The organism is Pseudomonas sp. LjRoot277 (genome assembly GCF_964253845.1).
GTDB lineage: Bacteria > Pseudomonadota > Gammaproteobacteria > Pseudomonadales > Pseudomonadaceae > Aquipseudomonas.
The window spans coordinates 4,603,411-4,630,358 of record NZ_CAXURI020000001.1; the positions used below are offsets into that span (position 1 = coordinate 4,603,411).

The 26,948-nt window shown below is 58.4% G+C and carries 28 protein-coding genes and 1 pseudogene; 22 read left to right on the forward strand and 7 right to left on the reverse strand.

What is annotated here, in order from left to right:
- Positions 1-6 precede the first annotated feature (6 nt).
- From ACSQ87_RS21665 to aroC, 3 genes are read right to left on the reverse strand one after another with little or no spacing between them, the layout of a single operon-like run.
- Complete coding sequence (locus tag ACSQ87_RS21665; RefSeq protein WP_436274351.1) at positions 7-633, reverse strand: methylthioribulose 1-phosphate dehydratase; 627 nt, start codon at positions 631-633, stop codon at positions 7-9.
- A complete protein-coding gene (locus ACSQ87_RS21670; RefSeq protein WP_436274352.1) occupies positions 630-1,781 on the reverse strand; it encodes an MFS transporter in 1,152 nt (383 codons plus the stop codon). Before ACSQ87_RS21670 ends, ACSQ87_RS21665 begins: the two co-directional genes overlap by 4 nt.
- A 28-nt stretch (positions 1,782-1,809) precedes the next feature.
- A complete protein-coding gene (gene aroC, locus ACSQ87_RS21675; RefSeq protein ID WP_129436940.1) occupies positions 1,810-2,901 on the reverse strand; it encodes a chorismate synthase in 1,092 nt (363 codons plus the stop codon).
- An 83-nt stretch (positions 2,902-2,984) separates the two neighbouring features.
- On the opposite strand from aroC, the gene ACSQ87_RS21680 reads away from it, so the two are divergent.
- Together ACSQ87_RS21680 and ACSQ87_RS21685 are read left to right on the forward strand one after the other, a co-directional pair.
- Complete coding sequence (locus ACSQ87_RS21680) at positions 2,985-3,983, forward strand: alpha/beta hydrolase (protein ID WP_150656304.1); 999 nt, start codon at positions 2,985-2,987, stop codon at positions 3,981-3,983.
- A gap of 99 nt (positions 3,984-4,082) precedes the next feature.
- Complete coding sequence (locus ACSQ87_RS21685; RefSeq protein ID WP_223433592.1) at positions 4,083-4,874, forward strand: hypothetical protein; 792 nt, start codon at positions 4,083-4,085, stop codon at positions 4,872-4,874.
- Positions 4,875-4,985: 111 nt separating this feature from the next.
- Here ACSQ87_RS21685 and prmB read toward each other — a convergent pair whose 3' ends face one another.
- Positions 4,986-5,894: a 50S ribosomal protein L3 N(5)-glutamine methyltransferase gene (gene prmB / locus ACSQ87_RS21690; protein ID WP_436274353.1), complete on the reverse strand. Its 909-nt coding sequence runs from the start codon at positions 5,892-5,894 to the stop codon at positions 4,986-4,988.
- Positions 5,895-6,132: 238 nt separating this feature from the next.
- On the opposite strand from prmB, the gene ACSQ87_RS21695 reads away from it, so the two are divergent.
- The 9 genes and pseudogenes from ACSQ87_RS21695 to ACSQ87_RS21735 all read left to right on the forward strand — a co-directional run bounded on the left by ACSQ87_RS21695 (position 6,133) and on the right by ACSQ87_RS21735 (position 12,588).
- On the forward strand, positions 6,133-6,723 hold the full coding sequence (locus ACSQ87_RS21695; protein ID WP_223433594.1) for a cysteine hydrolase family protein: 591 nt from the start codon (positions 6,133-6,135) through the stop codon (positions 6,721-6,723).
- A 131-nt stretch (positions 6,724-6,854) separates the two neighbouring features.
- A complete protein-coding gene (locus ACSQ87_RS21700) occupies positions 6,855-7,175 on the forward strand; it encodes a hypothetical protein (RefSeq protein ID WP_033057147.1) in 321 nt (106 codons plus the stop codon).
- A 75-nt stretch (positions 7,176-7,250) separates the two neighbouring features.
- Positions 7,251-7,808, forward strand: a complete 558-nt coding sequence (locus ACSQ87_RS21705) for a Smr/MutS family protein (protein ID WP_008146127.1) — start codon at positions 7,251-7,253, stop codon at positions 7,806-7,808.
- 69 nt (positions 7,809-7,877) lie between these two features.
- Positions 7,878-8,612: an XRE family transcriptional regulator gene (locus ACSQ87_RS21710; RefSeq protein ID WP_223433595.1), complete on the forward strand. Its 735-nt coding sequence runs from the start codon at positions 7,878-7,880 to the stop codon at positions 8,610-8,612.
- A 253-nt stretch (positions 8,613-8,865) separates the two neighbouring features.
- The gene (locus ACSQ87_RS21715) at positions 8,866-9,540 is read left to right on the forward strand and encodes a polysaccharide lyase family 7 protein (RefSeq protein WP_223433596.1); all 675 of its coding nucleotides are present in this window, start codon (positions 8,866-8,868) and stop codon (positions 9,538-9,540) included.
- A gap of 94 nt (positions 9,541-9,634) precedes the next feature.
- A pseudogene (locus ACSQ87_RS21720) lies at positions 9,635-9,877 on the forward strand (site-specific integrase); the annotation flags it as partial.
- 22 nt (positions 9,878-9,899) lie between these two features.
- Positions 9,900-10,445, forward strand: a complete 546-nt coding sequence (gene folE / locus ACSQ87_RS21725; protein ID WP_010456659.1) for a GTP cyclohydrolase I FolE — start codon at positions 9,900-9,902, stop codon at positions 10,443-10,445.
- 273 nt (positions 10,446-10,718) lie between these two features.
- On the forward strand, positions 10,719-11,198 hold the full coding sequence (locus ACSQ87_RS21730) for a hypothetical protein (protein ID WP_436274354.1): 480 nt from the start codon (positions 10,719-10,721) through the stop codon (positions 11,196-11,198).
- A gap of 1,018 nt (positions 11,199-12,216) precedes the next feature.
- The gene (locus ACSQ87_RS21735; RefSeq protein ID WP_129436949.1) at positions 12,217-12,588 is read left to right on the forward strand and encodes a glutathione S-transferase N-terminal domain-containing protein; all 372 of its coding nucleotides are present in this window, start codon (positions 12,217-12,219) and stop codon (positions 12,586-12,588) included.
- Positions 12,589-12,667: 79 nt separating this feature from the next.
- On the opposite strand, the gene ACSQ87_RS21740 is transcribed toward ACSQ87_RS21735, so the two are convergent.
- Positions 12,668-13,834, reverse strand: coding sequence for a PLP-dependent aminotransferase family protein (locus tag ACSQ87_RS21740; RefSeq protein WP_436274355.1), 1,167 nt, complete (start codon positions 13,832-13,834; stop codon positions 12,668-12,670).
- 83 nt (positions 13,835-13,917) lie between these two features.
- On the opposite strand from ACSQ87_RS21740, the gene ACSQ87_RS21745 reads away from it, so the two are divergent.
- The 3 genes from ACSQ87_RS21745 to ACSQ87_RS21755 all read left to right on the forward strand — a co-directional run bounded on the left by ACSQ87_RS21745 (position 13,918) and on the right by ACSQ87_RS21755 (position 16,633).
- Positions 13,918-14,364 (forward strand): MarR family winged helix-turn-helix transcriptional regulator, encoded by a 447-nt coding sequence (locus ACSQ87_RS21745; protein ID WP_429510574.1) that lies wholly within the window; start codon positions 13,918-13,920, stop codon positions 14,362-14,364.
- Positions 14,365-14,577: 213 nt separating this feature from the next.
- A complete protein-coding gene (locus ACSQ87_RS21750; protein ID WP_150656312.1) occupies positions 14,578-15,927 on the forward strand; it encodes an NCS2 family permease in 1,350 nt (449 codons plus the stop codon).
- Positions 15,928-16,006: 79 nt separating this feature from the next.
- Positions 16,007-16,633 (forward strand): LysE family translocator, encoded by a 627-nt coding sequence (locus ACSQ87_RS21755; protein WP_223433599.1) that lies wholly within the window; start codon positions 16,007-16,009, stop codon positions 16,631-16,633.
- 190 nt (positions 16,634-16,823) lie between these two features.
- Here the strand turns inward: ACSQ87_RS21755 and uraH are convergent, their stop codons facing one another.
- Complete coding sequence (gene uraH, locus ACSQ87_RS21760) at positions 16,824-17,177, reverse strand: hydroxyisourate hydrolase (protein ID WP_008146146.1); 354 nt, start codon at positions 17,175-17,177, stop codon at positions 16,824-16,826.
- A gap of 431 nt (positions 17,178-17,608) precedes the next feature.
- Here uraH and puuE point away from each other — a divergent pair, with 431 nt between their 5' ends.
- The 8 genes from puuE to ACSQ87_RS21800 all read left to right on the forward strand — a co-directional run bounded on the left by puuE (position 17,609) and on the right by ACSQ87_RS21800 (position 25,685).
- Positions 17,609-18,535, forward strand: a complete 927-nt coding sequence (gene puuE / locus ACSQ87_RS21765) for an allantoinase PuuE (RefSeq protein WP_111449005.1) — start codon at positions 17,609-17,611, stop codon at positions 18,533-18,535.
- Positions 18,532-19,047 (forward strand): 2-oxo-4-hydroxy-4-carboxy-5-ureidoimidazoline decarboxylase, encoded by a 516-nt coding sequence (gene uraD, locus ACSQ87_RS21770; protein WP_223430578.1) that lies wholly within the window; start codon positions 18,532-18,534, stop codon positions 19,045-19,047. The genes puuE and uraD overlap by 4 nt, the downstream gene beginning before the upstream one ends.
- Before the next feature lie 101 nt (positions 19,048-19,148).
- Entirely contained in the window at positions 19,149-20,144 is a 996-nt protein-coding gene (gene alc / locus ACSQ87_RS21775; protein ID WP_017339775.1) for an allantoicase, read from the forward strand.
- Positions 20,145-20,291: 147 nt separating this feature from the next.
- Positions 20,292-20,795 (forward strand): ureidoglycolate lyase, encoded by a 504-nt coding sequence (locus ACSQ87_RS21780; RefSeq protein WP_436274356.1) that lies wholly within the window; start codon positions 20,292-20,294, stop codon positions 20,793-20,795.
- Between the two features lie 50 nt (positions 20,796-20,845).
- Complete coding sequence (locus ACSQ87_RS21785; protein WP_056740369.1) at positions 20,846-22,147, forward strand: urate hydroxylase PuuD; 1,302 nt, start codon at positions 20,846-20,848, stop codon at positions 22,145-22,147.
- A 139-nt stretch (positions 22,148-22,286) separates the two neighbouring features.
- Positions 22,287-23,645: a nucleobase:cation symporter-2 family protein gene (locus tag ACSQ87_RS21790; protein ID WP_076027965.1), complete on the forward strand. Its 1,359-nt coding sequence runs from the start codon at positions 22,287-22,289 to the stop codon at positions 23,643-23,645.
- Positions 23,646-23,739: 94 nt separating this feature from the next.
- On the forward strand, positions 23,740-24,525 hold the full coding sequence (locus ACSQ87_RS21795; protein ID WP_223430579.1) for an outer membrane protein OmpK: 786 nt from the start codon (positions 23,740-23,742) through the stop codon (positions 24,523-24,525).
- A gap of 374 nt (positions 24,526-24,899) precedes the next feature.
- Complete coding sequence (locus tag ACSQ87_RS21800) at positions 24,900-25,685, forward strand: outer membrane protein OmpK (protein ID WP_223430580.1); 786 nt, start codon at positions 24,900-24,902, stop codon at positions 25,683-25,685.
- A gap of 87 nt (positions 25,686-25,772) precedes the next feature.
- Here ACSQ87_RS21800 and ACSQ87_RS21805 read toward each other — a convergent pair whose 3' ends face one another.
- Positions 25,773-26,927, reverse strand: a complete 1,155-nt coding sequence (locus tag ACSQ87_RS21805; RefSeq protein ID WP_223430581.1) for a patatin-like phospholipase family protein — start codon at positions 26,925-26,927, stop codon at positions 25,773-25,775.
- Between the last annotated feature and the right edge of the window lie 21 nt (positions 26,928-26,948).

The following is a 26,948-nucleotide window of genomic DNA, read 5'->3' on the forward strand; positions in this document are numbered from 1 at the left end:
AACGGTTCATGCTTTATGGTTCGAGACCGAGCGCATCTTCAACTCGCACTCGAACAAAAATTCAAAGGCCTCGATCTGCCGCAGCGCATCGCTCATGCGTGCGCCCCAGGTGTAGAGGCCGTGGCCGCGAATCAAATAGCCGACGCAATCGGGATGGGCCTGGAGCCAAGGCTGCACCTTGGCGGCGAGGCGCGCAATGTCCTGGTCGTTGTCGAAAATCGGCACACGCACCCGGGATTCGTGGGTCGACACACCACTGAAGGCTTTTTGCAGTTCGTAGTCTTCGAACTCGATGAAGTCTTGCGGCGTCAGGCGCGACAGCACCGTGGCGTTCACCGAATGCGTGTGCAGCACCGCGCCGATCTCCGGACGCCAGTTGTAGAGCTGGGTGTGCAGCAGGGTTTCGGCGGACGGTTTTTTGCCCGGTTCCAGGCTGTTGCCGGACAGATCGGTAGCCAGTACATCATCGGGGCCGAGTTGGCCTTTGTGCTTGCCGGACACCGTCAGCAGCGCTTCAGTCGGCGACAGGCGCGTCGAGTAGTTGCTACTGGTGGCCGGCGACCAGCCGCGGCCATAGAGAAAACGCCCGGCATCGATGATTTCCTGGGCGAGGTGCTCACGGGTAAGGCTCATGGCCTGTCCTCTTGCATACGTGTGGCAATGATAACGGCTGCCGCGAAGGCTGCGAGGCTGGCAATACTAAAGGTCAATGCGGGGCCGAGGGCATTCCAGCTGTAGCCGGAATACAACGCGCCCAGTGCGCCGCCGGTGCCGGCCAGTGCGGCGTACAACGCCTGGCCCTGCCCTTGTTGGCGCGCGCCGAAGCTACGTTGCACGAACTGGATGGCAGCCGCGTGAAAGCTGCCGAATGTCGCCGCGTGCAGCACTTGGGCAAACAACAGCACCCAAAGGAACTCAGCAAACGAACCGAGCAACAACCAACGCAACGCTGCCAGCAGAAAACTCGCCAGCAACACCCGTCGCACGGAGAAACGCGCGAGGATCTTGCTCATGGCCAGAAACATCAAGACTTCGGAGACCACGCCGACCGCCCACAGCACGCCGATCAGCCCACGGCTGTACCCGAGTCGCTCCAGGTGCAAGGTCAGAAAGGTGTAATAAGGACCGTGGCTCATCTGCATCAGCGCCACGCAACCGTAAAACGCCAACACCCCGGGATTGCGCAATTGCTTGAGAAAACCGTCCCCCGCCGGTCGTTCACCCTGAACCGGTTGAGCGTTGGGCACCCACAGGCTGCTGACCACGATCCCGGCCATGATCAGCACCAGCGCCACCGGATAGATATCCAGGCTCAACCATTCGAACAACCGGCCAAGCGCGACCACGGTGATGATAAAACCGATGGAACCCCACAGGCGGATCTGACTGTAACGGTGAGTCTGGCCCTGCAAGTGCGCCAGCGTGATGACTTCGAACTGCGGCAACACCGCGTGCCAGAAGAACGCGTGCAAGGCCATGACCATTGCCAGCCAGGCGTAGGTTTTGCTGACGAAAATCAGCGAGAACGTCAGCAGCGTGCAGACCGCACCGAATCGCACGATGGCCAGGCGTCGGCCGGTGTAATCACCGAGCCAGCCCCAGATGTTCGGCGCCACGCAGCGCATCAGCATCGGGATCGCCACCAGTTCGCCGATGCGCGCGCTGGAAAAGCCCAGGTGATCGAAGTACAGCGCCAGAAACGGCGCTGTCGAACCGAGCAAGGCGAAATAGAACAGATAGAAACTGGAGAGCCGCCAGTACGGGAGCGCCGCTGCCGTCATCAGACTGCAGCGGCTCTGAGGTCAACCATTAAAGCTGACCCAGCACCGGCGTGCTCACGCGCACGTCGGCGTTCTGCCCGCGATGACGCAACAGGTGATCCATCAGCACGATGGCCATCATCGCTTCGGCGATCGGTGTGGCGCGGATGCCGACACACGGGTCGTGGCGACCCTTGGTGACAACTTCCACCGGGTTGCCATGGATGTCGATGGAACGACCCGGCGTGGTGATGCTCGAGGTTGGCTTGAGTGCCAGGTGCGCGACGATCGGCTGACCCGATGAAATGCCACCCAAAATGCCGCCCGCGTTGTTGCTGAGGAAACCTTGCGGGGTCATTTCATCGCGGTGTTCAGTGCCGCGCTGGGCAACGCTGGCAAAACCGGCGCCGATTTCCACGCCTTTGACCGCGTTGATGCTCATCAACGCGTGGGCGAGTTCGGCATCAAGGCGGTCGAAGATCGGCTCGCCGAGGCCCGGCATTACGCCTTCAGCGACTACGGTGATCTTCGCGCCGACCGAATCCTGGTCGCGACGCAACTGGTCCATGTAAGCCTCCAGCTCCGGGACCTTGTCCGGATCAGGGCTGAAGAAGGCGTTCTCCTCCACCGAATCCCAGGTCTTGAACGGGATTTCGATCGGGCCGAGCTGGCTCATGTAGCCACGAATGACGATGCCCTGAGTGGCCAGGTATTTTTTCGCAATCGCACCGGCGGCCACGCGCATGGCCGTTTCACGGGCCGAGCTGCGACCGCCGCCGCGGTAATCGCGCTCGCCGTATTTGTGGTGGTAGGTGTAGTCGGCGTGGGCCGGGCGGAACAGGTCCTTGATCGCCGAGTAATCCTTGGACTTCTGATCGGTGTTGCGAATCAACAGGCCGATGGGACAACCGGTGGTGCGCCCTTCGAACACGCCGGAGAGGATTTCGACTTCGTCGGCTTCCTGGCGCTGGGTGGTGTGGCGGCTGGTGCCGGGTTTGCGGCGGTCCAGGTCACGCTGCAGATCCTCAAGGGAGATCTCCAGGCCCGGCGGGCAGCCGTCGACAATGGCGACCAACGCCGGACCATGGCTTTCGCCCGCGGTGGTGACAGTGAACAGCTTGCCGTAGGTATTGCCGGACATGCAGGACGCTCCGTGAATTCGAACCAAATACGTAATGCGCGCCAGTATACGCAGGCTACCCAACTAGTTCATCCTCGAACCTTATGGGTGCCTGCGAGTCCAACCGGCATCTTGTTCATGATGGCGTGATGATGCTGCGAGTTATAGCCTTGAGCCTTACCCTGTTTACCGGCTTTGTACAGGCCACCGTCCTACAACGCCCGATCACGTTGGACACCGGCACCGGCGAGCTTTTCGGCTCGTTATTGCTGCCAAAGTCCGACACGCCGGTACCGGTTGTCCTGATCATTTCCGGCTCCGGTCCTACAGATCGTGACGGAAACAACCCCGACGGCGGACGCAACGACAGCCTCAAGCGTCTCGCTTGGGTACTGGCCAAACACAACATCGCCAGCGTGCGTTATGACAAACGCGGCGTGGCGGCGAGCCTTGCGGCGACCCCGGATGAACGCAATCTGTCGGTTGAAGCCTACGTAGCCGACGCCGAGGCCTGGGGCCAGAAGCTCAAAACCGACCCGCGCTTTGGCCAACTGATCCTGCTAGGCCACAGCGAAGGCGCCTTGATCGCCAGCCTCGCGGCGCCGAGCCTGGACGCCGCCGCGGTCATCTCCATGTCCGGCAGCGCCCGGCCGATCGATCAGGTGCTGCGCCAGCAATTGAGCAATCGCCTGCCGCCACCGCTGATGCTGCGCAGCAATGAATTGCTCGACAGCCTCAAGGCTGGCCACACTGACGACAACGTGCCGCCGCAGTTGCAGGTGATTTTCCGCCCGAGCGTGCAGCCGTATCTGATTTCATTGTTCCGCCAGGACCCGGCGGCGGCGTTCGCCAAGTTGAAGATGCCGGCGCTGATCATCCAGGGCAGCAATGACATCCAGGTCGGCGTCGGTGACGCCAGGTTGTTGAAGGCCGCCAAACCGGACGCCGAGCTGGCGCTGATCGAAGGCATGAACCACGTGATGCGCATCGTGCCCAACGATGTAAAACGGCAATTGGCCTCTTATAAGGATCCACAATTGCCGCTGGCGGCCGAACTCGGCGCGCGAATCATCGGGTTTATTGACGGACTTCGCAGCAGTTAAGCGCCCCTAACCCTCCAGTCCTGAAAAAAACGGCCGATAAGCCTTTGTCGCCAGCGCTATGACTGGCGGCAAGCAGAGCTTGGACAGGATCTCGCCGTTATGACTGATACCCAGACTTCACCCGACACCACCGCTGAAAAAGACGCACCACCAGTGGTCGAGCTGCCGTGGGCGGACGTCCACGCCGAGCACCACAAGATGCTCCGTCTGGCGCCGTTGCAAACCGACCGCAACACCGGTGGACGGCCGCTGCGCTTTGTTGAGTTCGGTTACGCCGAGCGCAACAACAAGGAACACAGCCTGATGCGCATGAGCATTGCGCTGCCCGGCCAGCGCGTGCGCAAGGAACAGAATCATCTGGACGTGTGGGTCGATCACGCCACCAAGCGCGTGCATTTTGGACCTGACAGCGGTTTGCAGATCGAACCGATGAACCGTGGCATCGGTCGCTTCATGGCCGCTCAGGGCATTACCTGGGCGAAAAAGAGATGGCCCGGCTACACCGTCGACGGCACAGACCTGAATAACAAGGATGCGCTGAACGAAGACACTCGCCTGCGCCGCGATCACTTTTTGCGGATGCATGGTTTCGATGTGATCTACGCCGACGCCCAGCATTTGAAGGGCAGCGTCAAAGAAGTGCAGGTCGGTGACCTGTTGGGTGACTGGAGTACGGAAAAGCTGCAGGTCGTGGAAATTCTTGAGGCGGCGCAGATGCTCCAGCAAGCCGAGCAAAATCTTGCCGAGCAGGAAGTCAAACTCAAGAAACACGAAGAAAAGGTCAGCAAGTACAAGCGCGAAGACGCCGGGCTGCGCTTTACCATTACCTGTCTGGTGGCGTTTGCGGTGTTTCAGGCGGGGTTGTTGATCTGGATTGCGACGCACCGGTAACAACTTTTTGTGGCGAGGGGATTTATCCCCGTTGGACTGCGCAGCAGTCCCTTTTTTTGGGGCCGCTTCGCAGCCCAACGGGGATAAATCCCCTCGCCACAATGATCGCAGTTAAACGCGGGAAGCGAACAGCGCCTGATGATCACGGCACTGTTGCGCCGTCAGCATGAATACACCATGCCCACCGCGCTCGAATTCGAGCCAGGCGAAGTCGACTTCCGGGTACAGCGCCGAGACGTGAACCTGGCTGTTGCCCACTTCGACAATCAGCAAGCCCTTCTCGGTCAGGTGATCTGCCGCTTCGGCGAGCATGCGACGCACCAGGTTCAAACCATCATCACCGCAGGCCAGGCCCAGCTCCGGTTCGTGCTGGTATTCGTCCGGCATGTCGGCGAAATCTTCCGCATCGACGTAAGGCGGGTTCGACACGATCAGGTCGAAACGCTGACCCGGCAAACCATCGAAACCATCACCCTGAACCGTGTACACCCGCTCATCGACGCCATGGCGCTCGATGTTCTGGTTGGCCACTTCCAGTGCTTCGAACGACAGATCGGCCAACACCACTTCGGCGTTCTGGAACTCGTAGGCACAGGCGATACCGATGCAGCCGGAACCGGTGCACAGGTCGAGAATCCGCGCAGGTTCGGCGCCCAGCCACGGCTCGAAACGTTTTTCGATCAGTTCGCCAATCGGCGAACGCGGGATCAATACGCGCTCATCGACAATGAACGACATGCTGCAAAACCACGCTTCACCCAACAGGTAGGCGGTAGGAATGCGTTCTTCGATACGGCGCTTGAGCATGCGTTGCAGCTTGACCAGCTCGTCTTCTTCAAGATTGCAGTCGAGGTAGCTGTCGGCGATTTCCCACGGCAAGTGCAAGGCACCCAACACCAGCTGACGCGCTTCGTCCCAGGCGTTGTCGGTCCCATGGCCGAAAAACAGATCCTCCCCATGGAAGCGGCTGACGGCCCAACGGATATGGTCACGCAGGGTACGAAGTCGGGAAGTGATCACGAGGCAAACTCCAAAAAAAACGACTGGCGATTCTAACAGCCAAAACGCGTCTCGACGACGCGGGAAAACTACCGGCGCAAATGTAGGACTATTCTATTTTTTCGGCCGGCTATTGAACAAAACGGACCTATTGACAAGGCTGCGAGCCAGAAAAGACGGCGCCTACGATGGTAGCGATTCACAGAAGCGCTCAGCCAGAGGACAATGTCGCAAAAGCCCCACTCGAAGGAGCCCCAGAATGTCCGTTCCAAAAACGATGTTTCAACTCAGCGGCCGCGGTTATGCAGCAGCCGTTCTGAGCCATGCGACCCTTGTCATCATCGATGCCCAGAAAGAATACCTCAGCGGCCCGTTGGCCTTGAGCGGCATGGATGCTGCCGTCGCGAACATCAAGCAACTGGTGGCCGCTGCCCGTGCAGCCGGCCGGCCGATCGTCCATGTCCGCCACCTCGGCACCGTCGGTGGGCTGTTCGATCCGCAAGGTGAGCGCGGTGAGTTCATCCCGGGGCTGGAACCACAGGGCGACGAAACCATCATCGGTAAATTGCTGCCGAGTGCGTTCCACGGCACCGAACTGCTGGAACGCCTGCAGAATCTCGGCTCGCTGGACCTGATCGTGTGCGGTTTCATGAGCCACTCCAGCGTCAGCACCACGGTGCGCGCCGCGAAGAACCTGGGCTTTCGTTGCACGCTGGTGGAAGACGCCTGCGCGACTCGCGACCTGCCTTACAAGGGCGGCGTATTGAGCGCAGACCACGTTCAGCAGACCGAAATGGCGATCATGGCGGACAACTTTGCCACCCTCGCACTGACTCACGGACTGATCTGATCAATGCTCGATGAGCGGTCCATGCCGCCGCTCATCCGCAAAAGCCTATCATTTGCTGTAATTGTCTTAGCCTCAGGAACATCCCGGTCAACTCCCGGTCGAAGGGCCGATACCCATTGAGGAAGGTCGGAATGAAGTTATCCGATGGTTTTGACGCTCGCCGCTTGCGGCCCAAAGGCCAACGCAACTGGCGTTTTCGAATCGGCGCGGCATTTGCTGCCTTGCTGTCGATGTGCGGTGTGTTGCTGGCGATGGCAGGCATAGCCAGCCTGCTTGGCCACGCGCCCGCCCTGGGCGAGTTGAATACCAACCGGGTCGGTTCGGCAGTGATTCTGGCGATTGGCCTGTTCGTGCTGTACCTCGGCGTGTGGCTGTGGCGTCGCTGCCGTCGCCGCTCGCGGCAGTCGCAAGAGCTGAACATCTCCCCGCACTTGATGAAAAAGCACGACTGAGCCGAGCGCTGCGCGTTTTCTCGAGCCCCATTCGCCTCGAGTTGGGTAAACTGGCCGCCCTTCGCGGAGGCTGACATGCAAGACGACGATTTTTCCCTGTTCAAAAGCGCGATCCAAGGCGTCAAGCCGATCAAACACGATCGCGCCGAAACCGGCAAACCCAAAGCTGACCGTGCGCAAATTGCCAAGTTGCGTCAGGCCGCCACCGTTCGCACCGATGCCACCACCGTTGACGGGCTGTCCGATCAGTTCGTTATCGATGTTGGCCCGGAAGACGAGCTGATGTGGGCGCGTGACGGTGTTCAGGAAAGCCAGATGCGCAAGCTCAAGATCGGGCAGATCCCGTTCGAAGGCAGCCTCGACCTCCATGGCATGAGCGTGGAAAAAGCCCGGGAAACTCTCTGGGCGTTTCTGGCCGAAGCGACCAAATTCGAAATCCGTTGCGTGCGCGTCACCCACGGCAAGGCCGTGCGTCTGGACGGCAAGCGGCCGATGATCAAAAGCCATGTCAACACCTGGCTGCGCCAACATTCGCAGGTACTCGGCTTCACCTCGTGCCAAGCGAAACACGGCGGCGCCGGGGCCGTTTATGTGATGCTCAAACGGACCATGATGGAAGGTCGCGACGAGTAAAGCGGTCGCCTGGCAAATTATCGGGATAACGATTTGCAATGATATGGGAGCTCCCGTAATACTCCGCAGATGGAATTTAAAGAACGACTCAAAGCAGCCCGCCAACACGCCAAGCTCAATCAGACCGAGCTTGCCGCGCGCGCCGGCCTGACGCAAACCTCTATCTCCGACCTTGAGCGCGGGAAATCGAAGGCAACAGCCTTTGCTGCCCAGATCGCTTCGGTGTGTGGCGTTTCACCGATGTGGCTGGCTGAAGGTGTCGGTGACATGCTTAAAGGCGTGTCCGATGCTGTTCCGTTGAATCGCATCCCTCCAGGCGTTTCAATGTCAGACATCCAGCCTTGGGACGACAGCACGCCCCTGGATGACGACGAGGTTTATGTCCCCTTCCTGCGTGAAGTTGAGCTGGCGGCCGGTTCAGGCCGTTTCGTGATCGCAGAAAACGACAGCGCCAGGCTGCGTTTCTTCAAGAAAGACTTGCGTCACAACAACGTGCAGTTCAACAACGCCAAGTGCGTGGTGGTGAGCGGAAACAGCATGCTCCCGGTACTGCGCGACGGCGCTACGGTTGGCATGAACGTCGGAAAGAACTCGCTGGGCGACATCGTCGACGGCGAGATGTACGCGATCAACCACAACGGCCAGCTCCGTGTGAAACAGGTCTACCGACTGCCAAGTGGGATCCGCCTCCGCAGTTTCAACCGTGACGAGCATCCAGACGAGGACTACACGTTCGCCGAGATTCAGGAGCAGCAGATTGCGATCCTGGGCCATGTCTTTTGGTGGGCGATGTACTCGCGGTAAATTCATCCAAGAGAAGCCCGCCAAGCGCGGGCTTTTTTGTACCTGAAATATAGGCGCGGAATAAAATATGGGAATACCCATTGACACAAAATATGGGAACGCCCATATTTGTTTTCAAGCCAACGGGAAATCGATCGGAAGCTGCCAGGCATCACTTCTGCCCATTCACTGAGTGGGCAGTGGGATGTAGGCCTGCATCAAACGCAAGGCTCACCAGAGCAAAAAGCGACATCAATGGACTGAGGCAAAAACCATGACTGTAGACATCAGCAACTTCACCATCGCTACCCCGCTTCCAATCTCCGACACCAACCCGATTGCGCTTGAGCTCATCGGCTGGCGGGCACTTCTCGAATGCCCCGACGTCATCTCAATGCTTGAAGATGGTTCGCTGCAGATGACGGCGCCGACACTTGGAGCCTCGAGCAAGAGCACACTACGAACCCGCTGTGAGTGGAAAGAGCCAGGTTACTGGCTGTTCTCCAGCGCAGCGGACCACTGGAACCGACAAGAAATGCGACTGACGAAGGTCAACTCGCTGCAGAAAGTCGTGATCGGCCAGATCCATGTGAAGGATTCAGAGCGACCTCCGGTAAAGGTGTTCTGGAACAAAGGAAAAATCACCATGGGGTTCCGAACCAGTTACCTCCAGGACGATCCGGTCAACTCGACGATTTTGGAGAACGTGCCGCTCGGTGCACTTTTCAAAATCAACATTCACGCCAATTCGAGCGGCGCCGTCTCTGTATCGGCTAGCTGTAACGGCGTTAAATCCACTTCCGCGATCATGCGCCTCGACAACACCTGGGACACGAAAACACTCGCCTTCCACGGTGGTGTGTACAACCAGATCGATTACTCCGACACCACCGACCCGCTAGACGGTTCTGTCTGCATCATCAGCGATCTGTCGATCACTCACGCCTGAGACGACCTGCTCGGCCTGATGAGCAAGACAGGCTTAAGGGAAGCATCACTGCTGCACCTTGGCGACAGGGTGTAGCGGGATGCGCAAACCCGAAATGACCGATTTGGGGATTCGCGCCCGCCGGCAATACAACTGCCGGCACACATACGCTACCATGTGCCCCATGTCGGGGATGAACCCTGCGTTTATTGCCACTCAGCTCGGTCATAGCGTTCAGATATTGCTATCGACCTGCACCCGATGGATCAACGCCAGCACCGACTGGGGTGAGCCCGGGAAGATTGAAAAGAGCTTGATTGGTACACAATTGGTACAGACAGAAACAGTACCCCTCTGAAACCCGTATGGAATCAGCCTCTGTGACACTGGAACAGAACTACACCGCGATTCTCGGCCAACTGGGCGAGGACGTCTCCCGCGAGGGCCTGCTCGACACGCCAAAACGTGCCGCCAAAGCCATGCAGTACCTCTGCCGCGGTTATGAACAAACACTGGAAGAGGTCACCAACGGTGCCTTGTTCAGCTCCGACAACAGCGAAATGGTGCTGGTGAAGGACATCGAGCTCTACTCGTTGTGCGAACACCACCTGCTGCCGTTTATCGGCAAGGCTCACGTCGCCTACATCCCGAGCGGCAAGGTATTGGGCCTGTCGAAAGTCGCGCGGATCGTCGATATGTACGCCCGCCGCCTGCAGATCCAGGAAAACCTCAGCCGCCAGATCGCCGATGCGGTCCAGCAAGTCACCGGCGCCCTGGGCGTTGCGGTGGTGATCGAGGCCAAGCACATGTGCATGATGATGCGCGGTGTAGAGAAACAGAACTCGTCGATGATCACGTCGGTGATGCTGGGTGAGTTCCGCGAAAACGCGGCTACTCGCAGCGAGTTTCTCAGTCTGATCAAGTAATTTGCGGCAGAAGAAAACCGGCATTCTTCGCCGGTTTGCATGTGACTGGTTCTCACCAGAATCACATAAAAAACAAGGGCTTGCAGCGATGCAGGCCCTTATCGTTTCTGGTCAGGGTACGGCGGGGATACGCTGCCGCTGGTCGGAATCTATCGGGGCGCAGATTCCGCCCGTGCTGGTTGTCCCAGGCCGGCCAAAAGCAGACCTATGGTCTTGCTTAAGAAACCGAGGTCTGTTCACCATATACGCCAAGCAGCTTGGCCGGAGGACATAATGAAAAAAATCATTTGTGCATTGTGCTTAGTATCGTTTTCAGCCTTCGCTGAAGAAGAATGGAGAAGCATAAACTCTTGGCTCAACGATGGGTTCGCTCAAGCCTATGTAACTCATCAAGACGAGAGCACTAAATCAATTCAGGCTGGAATTGGTGATAGCCCAACAGGGATGCAGATAGTAGAGTTCAGATTCTACGACTCAGCGCGTGATAACTGTATTACACCGGCCAGCCATGAGTTAAGTGATGTAATTATACAAATTAATGGGCAGAGAGTAAAAATGAAGGCCGGATGTAAAAGATTGGGTATTATGGGCGTGCTTCGATATTTTGCGTCCACTAAAGAAGGTAATTCTTACTTGGTCAACGCATTTAAAAAAGGAGAGCCAGTGCTAGTTAACATACAAGGCTACCATATTAAAATCCCAGCAGAAGGATTTGATGTCGCATGGAAAGCTTATGGCGGTGATGCAATATAGTTAGCCCCGGCAAGGTTCAGCACTCGGTAAGCCGCCTGGCTTTCGTGGATGGCAGCTAGGGGTCGTGTGCGCCCGGTCGCCAAGGGAGCGATGCAGGCCCTTGACGTTTCTGGTGCCGCCTATGGCAAATAGGCGGTGTCCTGCTACCTTCACCGCTGTCGGGCTTGCCGTCACCCCAATCGCGTTTCTCTCTGGGCGATGTCGCGTTTGCAGCAACCACGTCTAAGCTAGACAAGACGACATCCTCTCGCGACAGGGTATGCCGCCTAATAGGAGTTATGCACTTAATAAGAGGAGCATCATGAACACCCCTAATTTTCTCTTAGTCTGCTGTGCAGTTTTTATAGCTGGATGCGCAACTACCGCAAAATATGAGGCCAAGCTAGCCTCTTGGGTTGGCTCGCCTGAGGGTGATCTCATACTAAGCTGGGGGGCGCCTCAACAAGTCTATGACACGGACGGCGGTATAAAATACTTAACCTACTCAAGTTCGCGTCAAGTTTACATCCCAGGCACAGCTCCAACATACACAACAAATTACAACCCCTACTCCAACAGTGCCACCACCACAAGTTTAGGAGGCACCCCAGCACAAACTTATAACATGGGATGCCAAACAACCTTTCAGGTTTCCAACGGAACAATTTCCAGCTGGAGCTGGAAGGGGAACGATTGCACATCACAGTAGTTGCCACGCAGGTTGGGTTTGGACTTCGGGTCACGACACATAGCGGACTCCATCAGGTGACTTACAGCAGTTCCCGGCGGCGCGACAACATCCGGTCACGCTGGGCCGTTCTAGGATCACGGTCAGCGGAGCCGGGGCGCTGGACGGTGCCGCCTTGTTCACCGGGACCGCCACGGTAATCCGCGATGGTTGCTTCATGCGTCTCGCGGATCAGCTACTACGTAAAAGCGGATAAAACATTCTTTTAGCGGCATTCATCGCCGGTTTTTTTTCGTCCGTGAAAATCAGGTAAGCTGCGCGCCTTCTGTTTGCCCCTGTGAGGCTTATACCGTGTTCGTTAAAGCACTTCGTGTCGGCCTTGGCCAACTGATCATCTTCATCGACTTCATTACCCGCCCAGGCAAAAAGCAGCGCCCTGCCGCCGCTCAGGCTCAGGTCGAGACGGCCGCCAAGGACCTGACCCTGTATCAGTTCCACGCCTGCCCGTTCTGCGTGAAAACCCGTCGCACCCTGCGCCGCTTGAACGTGCCGGTGGCCTTGCGCGACGCGAAGAACAACGAACAGGATCGCCAGGCCCTGCTGGAACAGGGCGGCAAGATCAAGGTGCCGTGCCTGCGCATCGAAGAGAATGGCCAGACGACCTGGATGTATGAGTCCAAGGTGATCATCGATTATCTGGACAAGCGGTTTGCCGCCGCCTGAAACCGTACAGATTTCGGATAAAAATAAACCGGCCCATTGGCCGGTTTATTTGTTTCTGCACCCTCTCGCATCAGCTGCTTCAGGCTGCTTTTACCGCCTGGGCCTTACGCACCACCGCTGCCAGCCGCTTGAGCCCTTCGTCCAGCCGTGCCGGGTCGATGTGGCTGAAGTTCAGGCGCAAATACCCCGGATTGCTGGCCGGTTCGGGGAAGAACGGCTCGCCCGGCATGAACGCCACATCCGCTGCCAGTGCAGCCTTGAGCAGCGTACGCGTGTCCAGCGGCTGCTTGAGCGTCAGCCAGAAAAACAGCCCACCCTGCGGCACATTCCAGTCCGCCAAATCCGCAAAATGCGTTTCCAGGGCTGACTGGAACGCGTCCCGACGAACCCGGTAGAAGTCCCGCAGCTCGCTCAAGTGATGCTGGAATTTGTCGGTGCCGATCCACTGCAGCGCTTGCCACTGGCCCAAGCGATTGGTGTGCAGGTCGGCCGATTGCTTGAGTTTCAGCAAGTGCGGGAAGAGATCCGGACTGGCGATCAGATAACCGATTCGCAATCCGGGCAACAGGGTTTTCGATACGGTGCCGGTGTAGATCCAGCTGGCCTTTTTCAAGCGACTGACAATCGGCGTGGCGCTGCCGCCATCAAACGTCAGCTCGCGGTAAGGCTCGTCTTCGATCAAGGTCACGCCGAACTCATCGAGCAATGCTGCCACGGCATCGCGTTTGGCTTCGCTGTAGCGCACGGCCGAAGGATTCTGAAAAGTCGGGATCAGGTAGATGAACGCCGGACGGTGTTTCTCCAGACGAGTACGCAACTGCGCCAGGTTCGGGCCATCAGCCTCCAGCGGGACAGTGATGCAGTCGGCGCCGAACAGCTGAAAAATCTGCAACGCCGCCAGATAAGTCGGCGCTTCGAGCAAAATCTCGGTGCCGTTGTCGATGTACAGCTTGGCCGCCAGATCGAGGGTTTGCTGGGAGCCGCTGACCACTAACACCTGACTCGCCTCGCAGGGTACGCCCAGCGCCCGCGCCTCTGCTGCCAGCGCTTCACGCAGCGCCGGCTCACCTTCGCTCATGCCGTATTGGCCCATGGACAGCGGCATGTCGGCCCACTCGACTTTTGGCAGCATGGCTTCGGCGGGCAAGCCGCCGGCGAACGACATTACTTCCGGGCGCTGGGCGGCGGCGAGAATTTCACGGATCAAAGAACTTTTAAGGCGCGAGACACGTTCGGAAAATGCCATGGGGGGTCACCGGTAGCGAGGCCTGAGGAAAATGAGTCAAACTGATTGACCGAAATTACGACAGACCGGACGGATACGTCAACATGCTTGACCTTAAAAACCCTGCGACTCAGCAACAGGCGATGGAAGCGTTTTTCTTCGGTTATCAGGCATTCACCGCGAAAGCCGACGAAATGCTCGAGCGGCGCGGTTTGAGCCGGGTGCATCAGCGCATTGTGTTTTTTATCGCGCGCTACCCGAACTTGAGCGTCAAGGAGTTGCTGGCGTTGCTCGGGGTAACGAAGCAGGCGCTGAACATTCCGCTGCGCCAGTTGGTGGAGATGCATCTGGTGAACAGTGTCGCGTCCGAAACCGACAAGCGTAAGCGGTTGCTGGAGCTGACCGACGATGGTGCGCGGTTTGAGCAGTCGTTGCGGCGTGAGCAGGTGAAATTGCTGGAGCGGGTATTTGCCGAGGCCGGGGAGACGGCGGTGAATGGGTGGCTGGCGGTGAATCTGGCTTTAGGAAAAACCCAAGCGCCAACCGAGTAACCGATCGTCTATAGCCGATATATCCCGATCAACAAACTTTTCGTCTACAAAATCAAAAACATTATTTGCTTTATTTGTATACAAAAGCATAATCCACTTCGTGCGAGTTCCTGACCAAGAGATCAACAAATTCGCAAGTACCTCAAAGGGTCGCTGCCACCCTCATGGGTCCGGCCCTGGAAATAACAATAAAACTCTTGAGGAGTATTCGCTGTGGAAAGCCGCAAATCCGAAGCCCCGACGCTGGAACTCTCGCCGCCATTACGCAATGGCTGGCTGGAGCGCATCTTCAAACTCAGCTTGCATGGCACCACGGTGAAGACCGAGTTGATTGCCGGTCTGACAACCTTCATCACCATGGCCTACATCATCTTCGTCAACCCCAACATCATGGCCGACGCCGGGATCGATCACGGTGCCGCGTTCGTCGCTACTTGCATCGCCGCCGCGCTGGGTTGCCTGTTGATGGGCCTGTACGCCAACTGGCCGGTCGGCCTTGCGCCGGGCATGGGCCTGAACGCCTTCTTCACTTACACCGTGGTCGGCACCATGGGCTACAACTGGGAAACCGCCCTTGGCGCGGTGTTCGTGTCCGGTGTGTTGTTCATGTTCCTGACCTTTTCGCGGATCCGCGAATGGCTGCTCAATAGCATCCCGGTCAGTTTGCGTTTTGCCATGGGCGCCGGTGTAGGCCTGTTTCTGGGGCTGATCGGCTTGAAAACCGCGGGCATCGTGGTCGACAGCCCGGCCACCCTGATCAAGCTCGGTTCCCTGCGCGAACCTGGCCCGCTGCTGGCCGCCATCTGCTTCCTGATGATTGCCGTGCTCAGCTACCACAAAGTGTTCGGTGCAATTCTCATAAGTATCATCACCGTGACTCTGGCCGGTTGGGGCCTGGGCCTGGTGCACTACGAGGGCATCATGTCTGCCCCGCCGAGCCTGGCACCAACCTGGATGGCGATGAATGTCGCCGGCGTATTCAACGTCAGCATGATCAGCGTGGTACTCGCTTTCCTCTTCGTGCACATGTTCGACACCGCCGGCACCCTGATGGGCGTCGCCCAGCGCGCCGGTCTGGTGAATGCTGACGGCAAAATCGAAAACCTCTCCCGCGCTATGAAAGCCGACAGTGCTTCCAGCGTATTTGGTGCGGTGGTCGGTGTTCCGCCAGTCACCAGCTACGTGGAAAGTGCCGCTGGCGTAGCGGCAGGTGGTCGGACTGGTCTTACCGCCGTGACCGTAGGTGTGCTATTTATTGCCGCAATGTTTTTCGCACCGCTGGCTGGCATGATCCCCGCTTACGCAACCGCCGGTGCGCTGATTTATGTAGCGATGCTGATGATGGGCGGCATGGCGCACATCGAATGGGACGAAGCGACCGACAGCATTCCGGCGATCGTTACCGCGATCATGATGCCGCTGACCTTCTCGGTCGCCGACGGCATTGCGCTGGGCTTCATCACTTACGTGGTACTGAAAGCCTGTACCGGTAAGCACAAGGAAATTTCCGTCAGCCTGTGGGTGCTCTGCGCGATCTTCATCGCCAAGTTCATTTTCTTGTAAGCCGTCTACGTTTCAAAAACAGTGTTTCAAAACAGCCTCACCCCGTCGGGTGAGGCTTTTGTGCAAATGGAGGAAAGTGATGAGTCTGGAAACCTGGCTGCTGTTCAGCGGCGCTGCGCTGGTGGTAATCCTGATCCCGGGGCCACTGTCTTTGCTGATGATCAGCAACAGTCTGAATTTCGGTTTGCGTCGTTCTTACCCGGCGTTTCTGGGTGGCGTGATTGCGTCGATCTGCTTGCTCAGTGCGTCGGCGCTGGGTTTGGGCGCCTTGCTGCTGGCATCGGAACAGTTGTTCAGCGCGCTGAAGATCGTCGGGGCGCTGTACCTGTTCTACCTGGCCTGGCAGAGCTGGCAGCAATCACGCCAGCCCTCCCACGGCGCTGAAGTGCCCCAGGCTGCGCCGGTTCCGCGCTTTCGTGCACTGTTCGGGCGCGCGTTTATGTTGGGCGCCAGCAACCCGAAAGACATTTTGTTCTTCGCCGCTTTCCTCCCGCAATTCCTCAGTGCCGAGCAGCCGTTCCTGCCGCAGTTGCTGATGATGATTGCGACCTGGACCGTGCTGGATTTGCTGTGCAAGTTGGCTTATGGGCTGGGTGCTCACGGGGCGGCGCGGTATCTGCGCAGCGGCAAGGGACAGAGCTGGTTTAACCGGGTGAGTGCGGGGTTGTTCAGTGGTGCCGGTGCTGCGTCTCTGTTGAGCCGTTAGTAAAGCAAGATCAAAAGATCGCAGCCTCGTTTCACTCGACAGCTCCTACAGGAAACCGCGATCCCCTGTAGGAGCTGTCGAGTGAAACGAGGCTGCGATCTTTTGACTTTCCCAAAGGCAAAAAAAAGCCCGCAGTGTGAGCGGGCGAAAGACCAAAGAAGCTTATGCGCAGGATTCTGGGGGGAAAGTCCTAGCTTCCTCTGTAGGTCGAATAGCTGTACGGCGAAATCAGCAACGGCACGTGGTAGTGGTCCTGTTCCGCAGAGATGCCAAACCGCAGCACCACCACATCCAGGAACGCGGGTTCTGGCAGCTGAACGCCACGGGCGCGGTAGTAATCGCCCGCATGAAACTGAACCTGATAGACCCCTGAACGGTAGTCATCGCCTTGCAGCAGCGGTGCATCGACCCGGCCATCGCTGTTGGTTATCGCAGTGGCGACCAATTCCAGCTGCGAACCTTCTACGCGATACAACTCGACCTTGATCGAGCTGCCCGGGCAACCGTGTGCAGCGTCCAAAACGTGTGTAGTCAAACGTCCCATTGATTCTGCGCGCCTGCCTGCGTGGAGCAGTCAGACCTCGCGCCTCCCGAAGTCAGTTGAAAAGGAGACCGCACCGATTCGGAGCACGAAACGCTGCGGCGAGCGACTGATTAAGACACTTTTCAAAAAAATTGTACACAATAAAAACAACATATTTACCGCTATACCCGTCATTCAGTGATTCCCGCCGAATCTACCGCCGCGCCATAGAATCAGAGGACCTTCCATCCATTAGCTGACCAATCAGGCAGGTTTCTTGCAATAACATGTGAAGATGACAGTTTTGAAAAATGCAAAAAAACAGGCTTACAAAGTTGATATAAAGTTGTATACAATCAGCCCATCGCTGTGACGCCAGCCTGTCATCACATTGCAGGCCGCCACACAACCCTGACCTTGAACAAGTCGAACGAATAAGAAGGAAGACTGCAGTGAGCGCTGACTACCCACGCGACCTGATCGGTTACGGCAGTAACCCTCCTCACCCACACTGGCCGGGCAATGCCCGCATCGCCTTGTCCTTCGTGCTCAATTACGAAGAAGGCGGCGAGCGCAATATCCTGCACGGCGATAAAGAATCCGAAGCCTTCCTTTCGGAAATGGTCTCGGCGCAGCCGCTGCAAGGCGCGCGCAACATGAGCATGGAATCCCTTTACGAGTATGGCAGCCGTGCCGGCGTCTGGCGGGTTCTGAAACTGTTCAAGGAATTCGACATTCCGCTGACCATCTTCGCCGTGGCCATGGCCGCCCAGCGCCACCCGGACGTGATCCGCGCGATGGTCGATGCCGGACACGAGATCTGCAGCCACGGCTACCGCTGGATCGACTATCAGTACATGGACGAAGCGCAGGAACGCGAGCACATGCTCGAAGCGATCCGCGTCCTCACCGAAATCACCGGCGAACGTCCGCTCGGCTGGTACACCGGCCGCACCGGTCCGAACACTCGCCGACTGGTGATGGAAGAAGGCGGTTTCCTCTACGACTGCGATACCTACGACGACGACCTGCCCTACTGGGAACCGAACAACCCGACCGGCAAGCCGCACCTGGTGATTCCGTACACGCTGGACACCAACGACATGCGCTTCACCCAGGTCCAGGGTTTCAACAAGGGCGACGATTTCTTTGAATACCTCAAAGACGCCTTCGACGTGCTGTATGCCGAAGGCGCCGAAGCACCGAAGATGTTGTCGATCGGCCTGCACTGCCGTCTGATTGGCCGTCCGGCGCGTCTGGCCTCGCTCAAACGCTTTATCGAATACGCTAAAAGTCATGAACAGGTGTGGTTCAGCCGTCGCGTCGACATCGCTCGCCACTGGCACGAAACCCACCCGTATCAAGGGGCCACGAAATGAGTCAGTTCCAAACCCTGAAACCATCGAACCTGAGCCGCGACGCGTTTGTCGCCGCTTTCGCCGACATCTACGAACATTCGCCATGGGTGGCCGAAAAGGCCTTCGACCTGGGCCAGGACGCTTCGATCGACGAGATCGAAACCCTGCACCAGCGCATGAGCGACATCCTGTTGAGCGCCGATCATGAAAGCCAATTGGCACTGATCAACGCTCACCCGGACCTGGCCGGCAAAGCCGCCGTCCAGGGCCAGCTTACCGCTGCCAGCACTGAAGAACAGTCTGGCGCGGGTATCCACCAATGCACGGCCGAAGAGTTCCAGCGCTTCACCGAGCTGAACGACGCCTACAAAGCCAAGTTCAAGTTTCCCTTCATCATGGCGGTAAAAGGCAGCAACCGGCATCAGATCCTCGCGGCGTTCGAAACGCGTATTCACAACCCGGAAGACACCGAGTTCAAGTGCGCGCTGGCGGAGATCAACAAGATCGCCCTGTTCCGATTACTGACCCTTTAGCGAGCAGCCCTTGTGAAAAACCCCGAGTGTTCTTAAACGCAAAAAGCACCCAGGGCTCCTGCGAGCATCCCAAGCCAACTAATTAAAGGCAGACAAGAAGAATGAAAGCTTACGCCGTACCTTTCGAGAAGTTCGTCAACCTGGCCGACGCCCGCCTGGGCACCAAAATCATCTCGGTCACCGATGACTGGTTCGCTGATGCCAACCGCCTGTTCCAGCCGACCCCGGCTGTGTGGAAGGAGGGCGTGTTCGATGACAACGGCAAGTGGATGGACGGCTGGGAGTCGCGCCGCAAGCGCTTCGAAGGCTACGACAGCGCCGTGATCCGCCTGGGCGTACCGGGTTCGATCAAAGGCGTGGACATCGACACTTCATTCTTCACCGGCAACTTCCCGCCGTCGGCCTCCCTGGAAGCGTGCTTCCTGGCCTCGGGCGAGCCAGACGAAAACACCCAGTGGACTGAAGTGCTGTCCGCCGTCGAGCTGCAAGGCAACAGCCACCACTACCACGAAATCAACAACGACCAGGCGTTCAGTCACCTGCGCTTCAACATCTACCCGGATGGCGGCGTAGCCCGTCTGCGTGTTTACGGTATTCCGTTCCGCGACTGGTCGGCTGTGGGCGACAACGAGCAAGTTGACCTGGCCGCAGCCCTGAACGGTGGTCGCGCCCTCGCCTGCTCCGACGAACACTTCGGTCGCATGAGCAACATCCTCAACCCGGGCCGTGGCATCAACATGGGCGACGGCTGGGAAACCGCACGTCGTCGCACGCCAGGCAATGACTGGGTCATCGTCGCGCTGGGCCATGCCGGCGAAATCGAGAAAGTCATCGTCGACACCCTGCACTTCAAGGGCAACTACCCGGACACGTGCTCGATCCAGGGCGCGTTCGTGAAGGGTGGTACCGACAGCCAGATCGAAACCCAATCGCTGTTCTGGCGCGAATTGCTGCCGGCGCAGAAACTGGAAATGCACGCCGAACACACCTTCGCCGAGCAGATCAAGGCGCTGGGCCCGATCACTCACATCCGCCTGAACGTGTTCCCGGATGGTGGTGTGAGCCGCCTGCGGGTATTGGGCAAGGTCGCGAAGTAAGCGCTGAACCCTGTGGCGAGGGAGCTCGCTCCCGCTGGGCTGCGCAGCGGCCCAAAAAGCTTGGGAGCGCTGCGCACTCCAGCGGGAGCAAGCTCCCTCGCCACAAAAGCAGTACAAACAACACAGAACTCGGAAAAGAAGACCAGCATGCGCACATTGACGATTGAACCGCTGACCAAAGAAGCCTTCGCCCCTTTCGGTGACGTGATCGAAACCGACGGCAGCGATCACTTCATGATCAACAACGGTTCGACCATGCGCTTCCACAAACTGGCGACGGTGGAAACCGCTACGCCGGCGGACAACGCGATCATCAGCATCTTCCGCGCCGACGCGCAGGACATGCCGCTGACCGTCTGCATGCTGGAGCGTCACCCGCTGGGCAGCCAGGCTTTCATTCCGCTGCTCGGCAACCCTTTTCTGATCGTGGTCGCGCCACTTGGCGATGAACCTGTATCAGGCTTGGTCCGCGCCTTCGTCACCAACGGCAGGCAGGGCATTAATTACCATCGCGGCGTTTGGCACCATCCGGTGCTGACGATCGAAAAGCGGGATGACTTCCTGGTGGTTGATCGCAGTGGCACAGGCAATAACTGCGATGAGCATTTTTTCAAAGAGGATGAGCGTTTGATCCTCGCCCCCCACCAATAAGAGAAGGTCTGATCACTCGACAACAGAGTGACAGGCGAGAGGTAAAGACTGTGGAAGCACATCTGTTGGAATGGCTGAACCTGAGCGTGCGCTGGGTTCACATGATTACTGGCGTGGCCTGGATCGGCGCGTCGTTCTATTTCGTCTGGCTGGAAAACAACCTCAATCGGGTCAACCCGAAAAGTGGTCTGGCGGGCGATTTGTGGGCGATCCACGGCGGCGGTATCTATCACCTGGAAAAATACAAACTGGCTCCACCGACCATGCCGGACAACCTGCACTGGTTCAAATGGGAAGCCTACTTCACCTGGATGTCGGGGATCGCGCTGCTGTGCGTGGTGTTCTACTCCAACCCGACGCTGTACCTGCTGGCACCGGGCAGCAGCCTGACCGGCCCTGAAGGGGTCGCGCTGGGCATTGCCTCGTTGTTCGTCGGCTGGTTCGTCTACTCCTTCCTTTGCGACTCGGCCCTGGGTAAACGCCCTGCCCTGCTCGGCTTCATCCTGTTCGTGCTGATCATTGGCGCCGCTTACGGCTTCAGCAAAGTGTTCAGCGGTCGTGGTGCGTACCTGCACGTCGGCGCGATCATCGGCACCATCATGGTCGGCAACGTGTTCCGCATCATCATGCCGGCGCAGCGCGCACTGGTTGCCGCGATTGCCGAAAACCGCACGCCGGATCCGGCGCTGCCGGCCAAAGGCTTGCTGCGTTCGCGTCACAACAACTACTTCACCTTGCCGGTGCTGTTCATCATGATCAGCAACCACTTTCCGAGCACCTACGGCAGCCAATACAACTGGCTGATCCTGGCCGGGATCGCGGTGTTGGCGGTGTTGGTGCGTCACTACTTCAACACCCGTCATGACAGCCACAAATTTGCCTGGACCCTGCCCGTTGCGGCAGTCGGCATGATCTGCCTGGCTTACGTGACTGGCCCGGCGCAGATGCCCAGCGCACCTGAAGTGGCCAAGGCGCCTGGCACCATCGAGTACCAGCCGCTGCCGGAGACCGCTCTTGGTGGTGGTGTGAAACCTGAAGCGGCGAAACCTGCTGCACCTGCCGCAGCACCGGCTCAGGCGTCCAACGCCGGCCCCGGTTTCGACAAGGTGCACAGCGTGATTCAGGAACGTTGCGCGGTCTGCCACTCGGCCAAACCGACCAGCCCGCTGTTCAGCGCTGCACCGGCCGGCGTGATGTTCGATACCCCCGAGCAGATCCGTCAGAACGCGGCGCGCATCCAGGCTCAAGCCGTCACCAGCCAGATCATGCCACTGGGCAACATCACCCAGATGACCCAGCAGGAACGTGACCTGATCGGCGCCTGGATTGTTCAGGGAGCTCCAACCAACTAACCGTTGAAAAGCTTCGCGAGCAGGCTCGCTCCCACAGGTTTTGCATTGCTTGTGTGGGAGCGAGCTTGCTCGCGATTGGCCGCACCGCGGTCAACCTGATGCACAAAATCACAAGAATAAAAAAGATCCGAGGTGTTGCATGTCCGAGCTATCCAAAGCACGCATCCCCGACGCACCCGCCATTCAGCGTTTGCCCCTTTTGCAACTGATCCTGGTCGGACTGCAACACGTTCTGCTGATGTACGGCGGAGCGATCGCGGTGCCGCTGATCATCGGACAGGCCGCTGGCCTGAGTCGTGAAGAAATCGCCTTCCTGATCAACGCCGACCTGCTGGTGGCCGGGATCGCTACCATCGTGCAGTCGCTGGGCATCGGCCCCATGGGCATTCGTATGCCGGTGATGATGGGCGCCAGTTTCGCCGCCGTCGGCAGCATGGTCGCCATGGCCGGCATGCCGGGCATCGGTCTGCAAGGGATCTTCGGTGCAACCATCGCCGCCGGATTCTTCGGCATGATCATCGCGCCATTCATGTCCAAAGTCGTACGCTTCTTCCCGCCTCTGGTGACCGGCACAGTCATCACCTCGATCGGTTTGTCGCTGTTCCCCGTGGCTGTCAACTGGGCGGGTGGCGGTGCGGGCGCCGCTCAATTCGGCTCACCGATTTACCTGGCCATCGCCGCGCTGGTGCTGGCCACCATTCTGTTGGTCCACCGCTTCATGCGCGGTTTCTGGGTCAACATTTCGGTGCTGATCGGCATGTGCCTGGGTTACGTGCTCTGCGGCCTGATCGGCATGGTCGACCTGAGCGGCATGGCCCAGGCGCCATGGCTGCAATTCGTGACCCCGCTGCATTTCGGCATGCCAAAGTTCGAACTCGCACCGATCCTTTCCATGTGCCTGGTGGTGGTGATCATCTTCGTCGAGTCCACCGGGATGTTCCTGGCGCTGGGTAAAATCACCGGCCAGGACGTCTGCCCACGGATGCTGCGTCGCGGTTTGTTGTGTGATGCCGGCGCCTCGTTCTTTGCCGGTTTCTTCAACACCTTCACCCACTCCTCCTTCGCGCAGAATATCGGCCTGGTGCAGATGACCGGCGTGCGTTGCCGCTCGGTGACCATCGTCGCCGGCGGTTTGCTGGTGGTGTTGAGTTTGCTGCCGAAAGCCGCGTTTCTGGTGGCTTCGATTCCGCCCGCCGTACTGGGCGGCGCCGCCATTGCGATGTTCGGCATGGTCGCCGCCACCGGCATCAAGATTCTTCAGGAAGCCGACATCGGTGACCGTCGCAACCAGTTGCTGGTGGCGGTGAGCATCGGCATGGGGCTGATTCCGGTGGTCCGTCCGGAATTCTTCGCCCACCTGCCGCTGTGGATGAGCCCGATCACCCACAGCGGAATCGCCATGGCCACGCTGAGTGCGCTGTCGCTGAACCTGCTGTTCAACATCCTCGGCGGCGCCGAACGCGCGGCCATCAACGACTGCCACGCGCACCCGCATTAACTGACTAAAGCCACAAAACCTGTGGGAGCGGGCCTGCTCCCACAGGTCAGCGGCTGCCTGTGCCTCAAACAATAAAAACAAGAGGGAGCAACAGATGATTCGGACACAGACAAACATGCTGTTGGGCGGTGGTCTATTGGCCGCCAGTCAGGCCATGGCCGGCGATTTACTGCTGTGGCAGACCAACAGCCTGAGCTATCTGTATGGCAAGGATTTTGCGGTCAACCCGTCGATCCAGCAGACGATAACCTTTGAGCACGCCGACCGCTGGAAGTACGGCGACAACTTCCTGTTCGTCGACAGCACTTACTACAACGGCGAGAAAGACCGGAACAAAGGCGTTCACGCCTATTACGGCGAGTTCAGTCCGCGCCTGTCTTTCGGCAAAATCCTCGACCGCCGTTTCGAATTCGGTCCGATCAAGGACGTGTTGCTGGCCATGACCTACGAGAATGGCGAAGACGACACCGAGGCCTATCTGATCGGCCCCGGTTTCGACCTCGCGGTACCGGGCTTCAATTTTTTCACCTTGAACTTCTACTATCGCCAGACCGAAGGCTCGCGTCCCGGCGACGATGTCTGGCAGATCACGCCAGCCTGGTCCTACACCCTGCCATTGGGCAACTCGAACCTGTTGATCGACGGCTACATCGACTGGGTCGTGGATAACGACCAGAACTCACATGGCACCTACCACGCCAATCTGCACTTCAACCCGCAGATCAAGTACGACCTGGGCAAAGCCCTGGGCTGGCGGGAGAAACAGGTGTACGTCGGCGTCGAGTACAGCTACTGGAAAGACAAATACGGCATCGAGAACACCGCCAACTTCGACACTAATGAGAACACCACCAGCCTGCTGCTGAAGGTGCATTTCTAGATGGCCCGCAACCGTGCTCCAAACCTGTCGTCGGTGCGCTGTTGCGGGGCACTTGAGACCTGGCCAAGGAGTCAGTATTCTCCGCGGCCGCCCGAATCTGGTCTAAAAAAAAGCCCGGATTTAATTCCTGACCAGAAAGCCAACTTATCCCGGCACTGGACGGTACCAAGGCACTCCAAAACCACTCTCAATCGACCGCTCTTGAGCCGCCGAACGGGAGTTTTTTGGCTTTTCAAAAGCCTTGGCTCAGCTCTTGCTAACAGCACTGAAGCTGACCGATTGGATGATTTTTACAGCGACAGAAAAAGGCGCCACACCAGAGCGCCGACCTTAGAAAAATAACGTGGAACCACCTACTTTTTGGGAGCAACCGAATGAAACGTACGTGCACTAGCCTGATGCTGGCGGGATCTTTGCTGGCCGGGGGCCAGGCCATGGCCGGCGACTTGCTGCAATGGCAGAACAACAGCCTGTCCTACTTGTATGGCAAGGACTTCCAGGTCAATCCGCGCATTCAGCAGACGGTGACCTTCGAACACGTCGATGGCTGGAAATACGGTGACAACTTCATGTTCATCGACAAGATTTTCTACAACGGCAAGGAAGATTACTACGCCGGTGAGAACAGCTACTACGGTGAAATCAGCCCGCGCCTTTCGTTCGGCAAGATCTTCGATCAGAAACTCGAGTTCGGCCCGATCAAAGATGTGCTGCTGGCCATGACTTACGAGTTCGGTGAAGACGATACCGAGTCCTACCTGGTCGGTCCTGCTTTTGACCTGGCGATCCCGGGCTTCGATTACTTCCAGTTGAACTTCTACAACCGTCACACCGAAGGCGACCGTCCGGGTGACAACATCTGGCAGATCACCCCGGTCTGGTCCTACACCATCCCGGTGGGCGATTCGAACATCCTGATCGACGGTTTCATGGACTGGGTGGTCGACAACGACGTCAACAAAAAAGGCGAATACCACGCCAACCTGCACTTCAATCCACAAGTCAAATACGACTTGGGCAAGGCGCTGAACCTTGGCGAAAAGCAGTTGTACGTTGGCGTCGAGTATGACTACTGGAAAAACAAGTACGGTATTGAAGACAGTCAGGGCTTCAAAACCGATCAGAGCACCACGAGCTTCCTGGTGAAGTTCCACTTCTGATTTAAAGTCAAAAGATCGCGGCCTTCGGCAGTTCCTACAGGGAGATGCGTTCCTATGTAGGAGCTGGCGCAGCCTGCGATCTTTGCTTTATGACAATCCCAGAAACCGGGACAACTCATCCCGCTTGGCCAACGCATCCCGCCGCCCCAAATCAATCAATTCGCTGCAATACCCCGCCTCGAACAGCAGATAACTCAGCACCCCCGCCCCGCTCGTCTTGGTCGCCCCCGGCCCGCGCAGAAACAGGCGCAGCGCTGCCGGTAATTCCTGCCGATGCCGCGCCGCAATCTCATCGATCGGTTGACTCGGCGAAATCACCAGCACGTCCACCGGCGCAACACCCAGCGCGCGAGTCGGCGTGCCATCGGGCAGCAGATGACTGAACTGATTGAGCCGCTGCAGCAACTCGATATCGCTTTCCAGGCTGTCAATGAACGTGCTGTTGAGCATGTGCCCACCGATCTGCGCCAGGCTCGGCTGCTGGCCAGTGTAGGCGCGCAGCAGCGGTTGTTCCGGGTCGACGCCGCGGGGGTTGCCGCTGACGCCCACCACCAGCACTCGGCTGGCGCCCAGGTGCAGCGCCGGACTGATCGGTGCCGACTGACGTACCGCGCCGTCGCCGAAATACTCTTCACCGATTTTCACTGGCGCAAACAACAGCGGAATGGCGGAGCTGGCCAGCAAGTGGTCGACGGTCAATTGCGTGGGGACGCCGATTCGCCGATGGCGCAACCAGGCATTGATGGTGCCGCCGCCCTGATAAAAGGTCACCGCCTGACCGGACTCGTAGCCAAACGCAGTCACCGCAACCGCCTGCAACTGCTTCTGTGCAATGGCCTCGGCAATCCCGCTCATCTGCAGTTTGTCGTCGAGCAATCCGCGCAGCGGCGAACTGTTGAGCAACGCCACCGGCACCTGAGCGCCAATCCCGAGCAAACTGTGGGTGACAAAACGGCTGGCCTGGTGGATCACGCCCGGCCAGTCGCTGCGCAGCACCAGATGACTGCGAAAGCCCTGCCAGAAGGCTGTCAGACGTTGAATTGCACCACGAAAATCCATCGCTCCACTGGCGAGGCTGACCGCGTTGATTGCGCCGGCCGAGGTGCCGACGATCACCGGAAACGGATTGCTCGCGCCGACCGGCAACAGCTCGGCAATCGCCGCCAGCACACCGACCTGATAAGCCGCCCGAGCCCCGCCGCCGGAAAGAATCAACCCTGTAACCGGTTCAGCAGGACTCATCGCAACACTCCATGGTGCTTA

Bases quoted from the DNA above. Each gene is read 5' to 3' on its own strand.
- ACSQ87_RS21680 (WP_150656304.1), top strand. From the start codon at position 2,985: ATGGGTGCCTGCGAGTCCAACCGGCATCTTGTTCATGATGGCGTGATG.
- ACSQ87_RS21800 (WP_223430580.1), top strand. From the start codon at position 24,900: ATGAAACGTACGTGCACTAGCCTGATGCTGGCGGGATCTTTGCTGGCC.
- ACSQ87_RS21685 (WP_223433592.1), top strand. From the start codon at position 4,083: ATGACTGATACCCAGACTTCACCCGACACCACCGCTGAAAAAGACGCA.
- ACSQ87_RS21780 (WP_436274356.1), top strand. From the start codon at position 20,292: ATGCGCACATTGACGATTGAACCGCTGACCAAAGAAGCCTTCGCCCCT.
- ACSQ87_RS21700 (WP_033057147.1), top strand. From the start codon at position 6,855: ATGAAGTTATCCGATGGTTTTGACGCTCGCCGCTTGCGGCCCAAAGGC.
- aroC (WP_129436940.1), bottom strand. From the start codon at position 2,901: ATGTCCGGCAATACCTACGGCAAGCTGTTCACTGTCACCACCGCGGGC.
- ACSQ87_RS21705 (WP_008146127.1), top strand. From the start codon at position 7,251: ATGCAAGACGACGATTTTTCCCTGTTCAAAAGCGCGATCCAAGGCGTC.
- ACSQ87_RS21805 (WP_223430581.1), bottom strand. From the start codon at position 26,927: ATGAGTCCTGCTGAACCGGTTACAGGGTTGATTCTTTCCGGCGGCGGG.
- uraH (WP_008146146.1), bottom strand. From the start codon at position 17,177: ATGGGACGTTTGACTACACACGTTTTGGACGCTGCACACGGTTGCCCG.
- ACSQ87_RS21745 (WP_429510574.1), top strand. From the start codon at position 13,918: ATGCTTGACCTTAAAAACCCTGCGACTCAGCAACAGGCGATGGAAGCG.
- ACSQ87_RS21695 (WP_223433594.1), top strand. From the start codon at position 6,133: ATGTCCGTTCCAAAAACGATGTTTCAACTCAGCGGCCGCGGTTATGCA.
- ACSQ87_RS21755 (WP_223433599.1), top strand. From the start codon at position 16,007: ATGAGTCTGGAAACCTGGCTGCTGTTCAGCGGCGCTGCGCTGGTGGTA.
- ACSQ87_RS21670 (WP_436274352.1), bottom strand. From the start codon at position 1,781: ATGACGGCAGCGGCGCTCCCGTACTGGCGGCTCTCCAGTTTCTATCTG.
- ACSQ87_RS21795 (WP_223430579.1), top strand. From the start codon at position 23,740: ATGATTCGGACACAGACAAACATGCTGTTGGGCGGTGGTCTATTGGCC.
- ACSQ87_RS21710 (WP_223433595.1), top strand. From the start codon at position 7,878: ATGGAATTTAAAGAACGACTCAAAGCAGCCCGCCAACACGCCAAGCTC.
- alc (WP_017339775.1), top strand. From the start codon at position 19,149: ATGAAAGCTTACGCCGTACCTTTCGAGAAGTTCGTCAACCTGGCCGAC.
- ACSQ87_RS21790 (WP_076027965.1), top strand. From the start codon at position 22,287: ATGTCCGAGCTATCCAAAGCACGCATCCCCGACGCACCCGCCATTCAG.
- ACSQ87_RS21740 (WP_436274355.1), bottom strand. From the start codon at position 13,834: ATGGCATTTTCCGAACGTGTCTCGCGCCTTAAAAGTTCTTTGATCCGT.
- ACSQ87_RS21665 (WP_436274351.1), bottom strand. From the start codon at position 633: ATGAGCCTTACCCGTGAGCACCTCGCCCAGGAAATCATCGATGCCGGG.
- ACSQ87_RS21730 (WP_436274354.1), top strand. From the start codon at position 10,719: ATGAAAAAAATCATTTGTGCATTGTGCTTAGTATCGTTTTCAGCCTTC.
- ACSQ87_RS21715 (WP_223433596.1), top strand. From the start codon at position 8,866: ATGACTGTAGACATCAGCAACTTCACCATCGCTACCCCGCTTCCAATC.
- uraD (WP_223430578.1), top strand. From the start codon at position 18,532: ATGAGTCAGTTCCAAACCCTGAAACCATCGAACCTGAGCCGCGACGCG.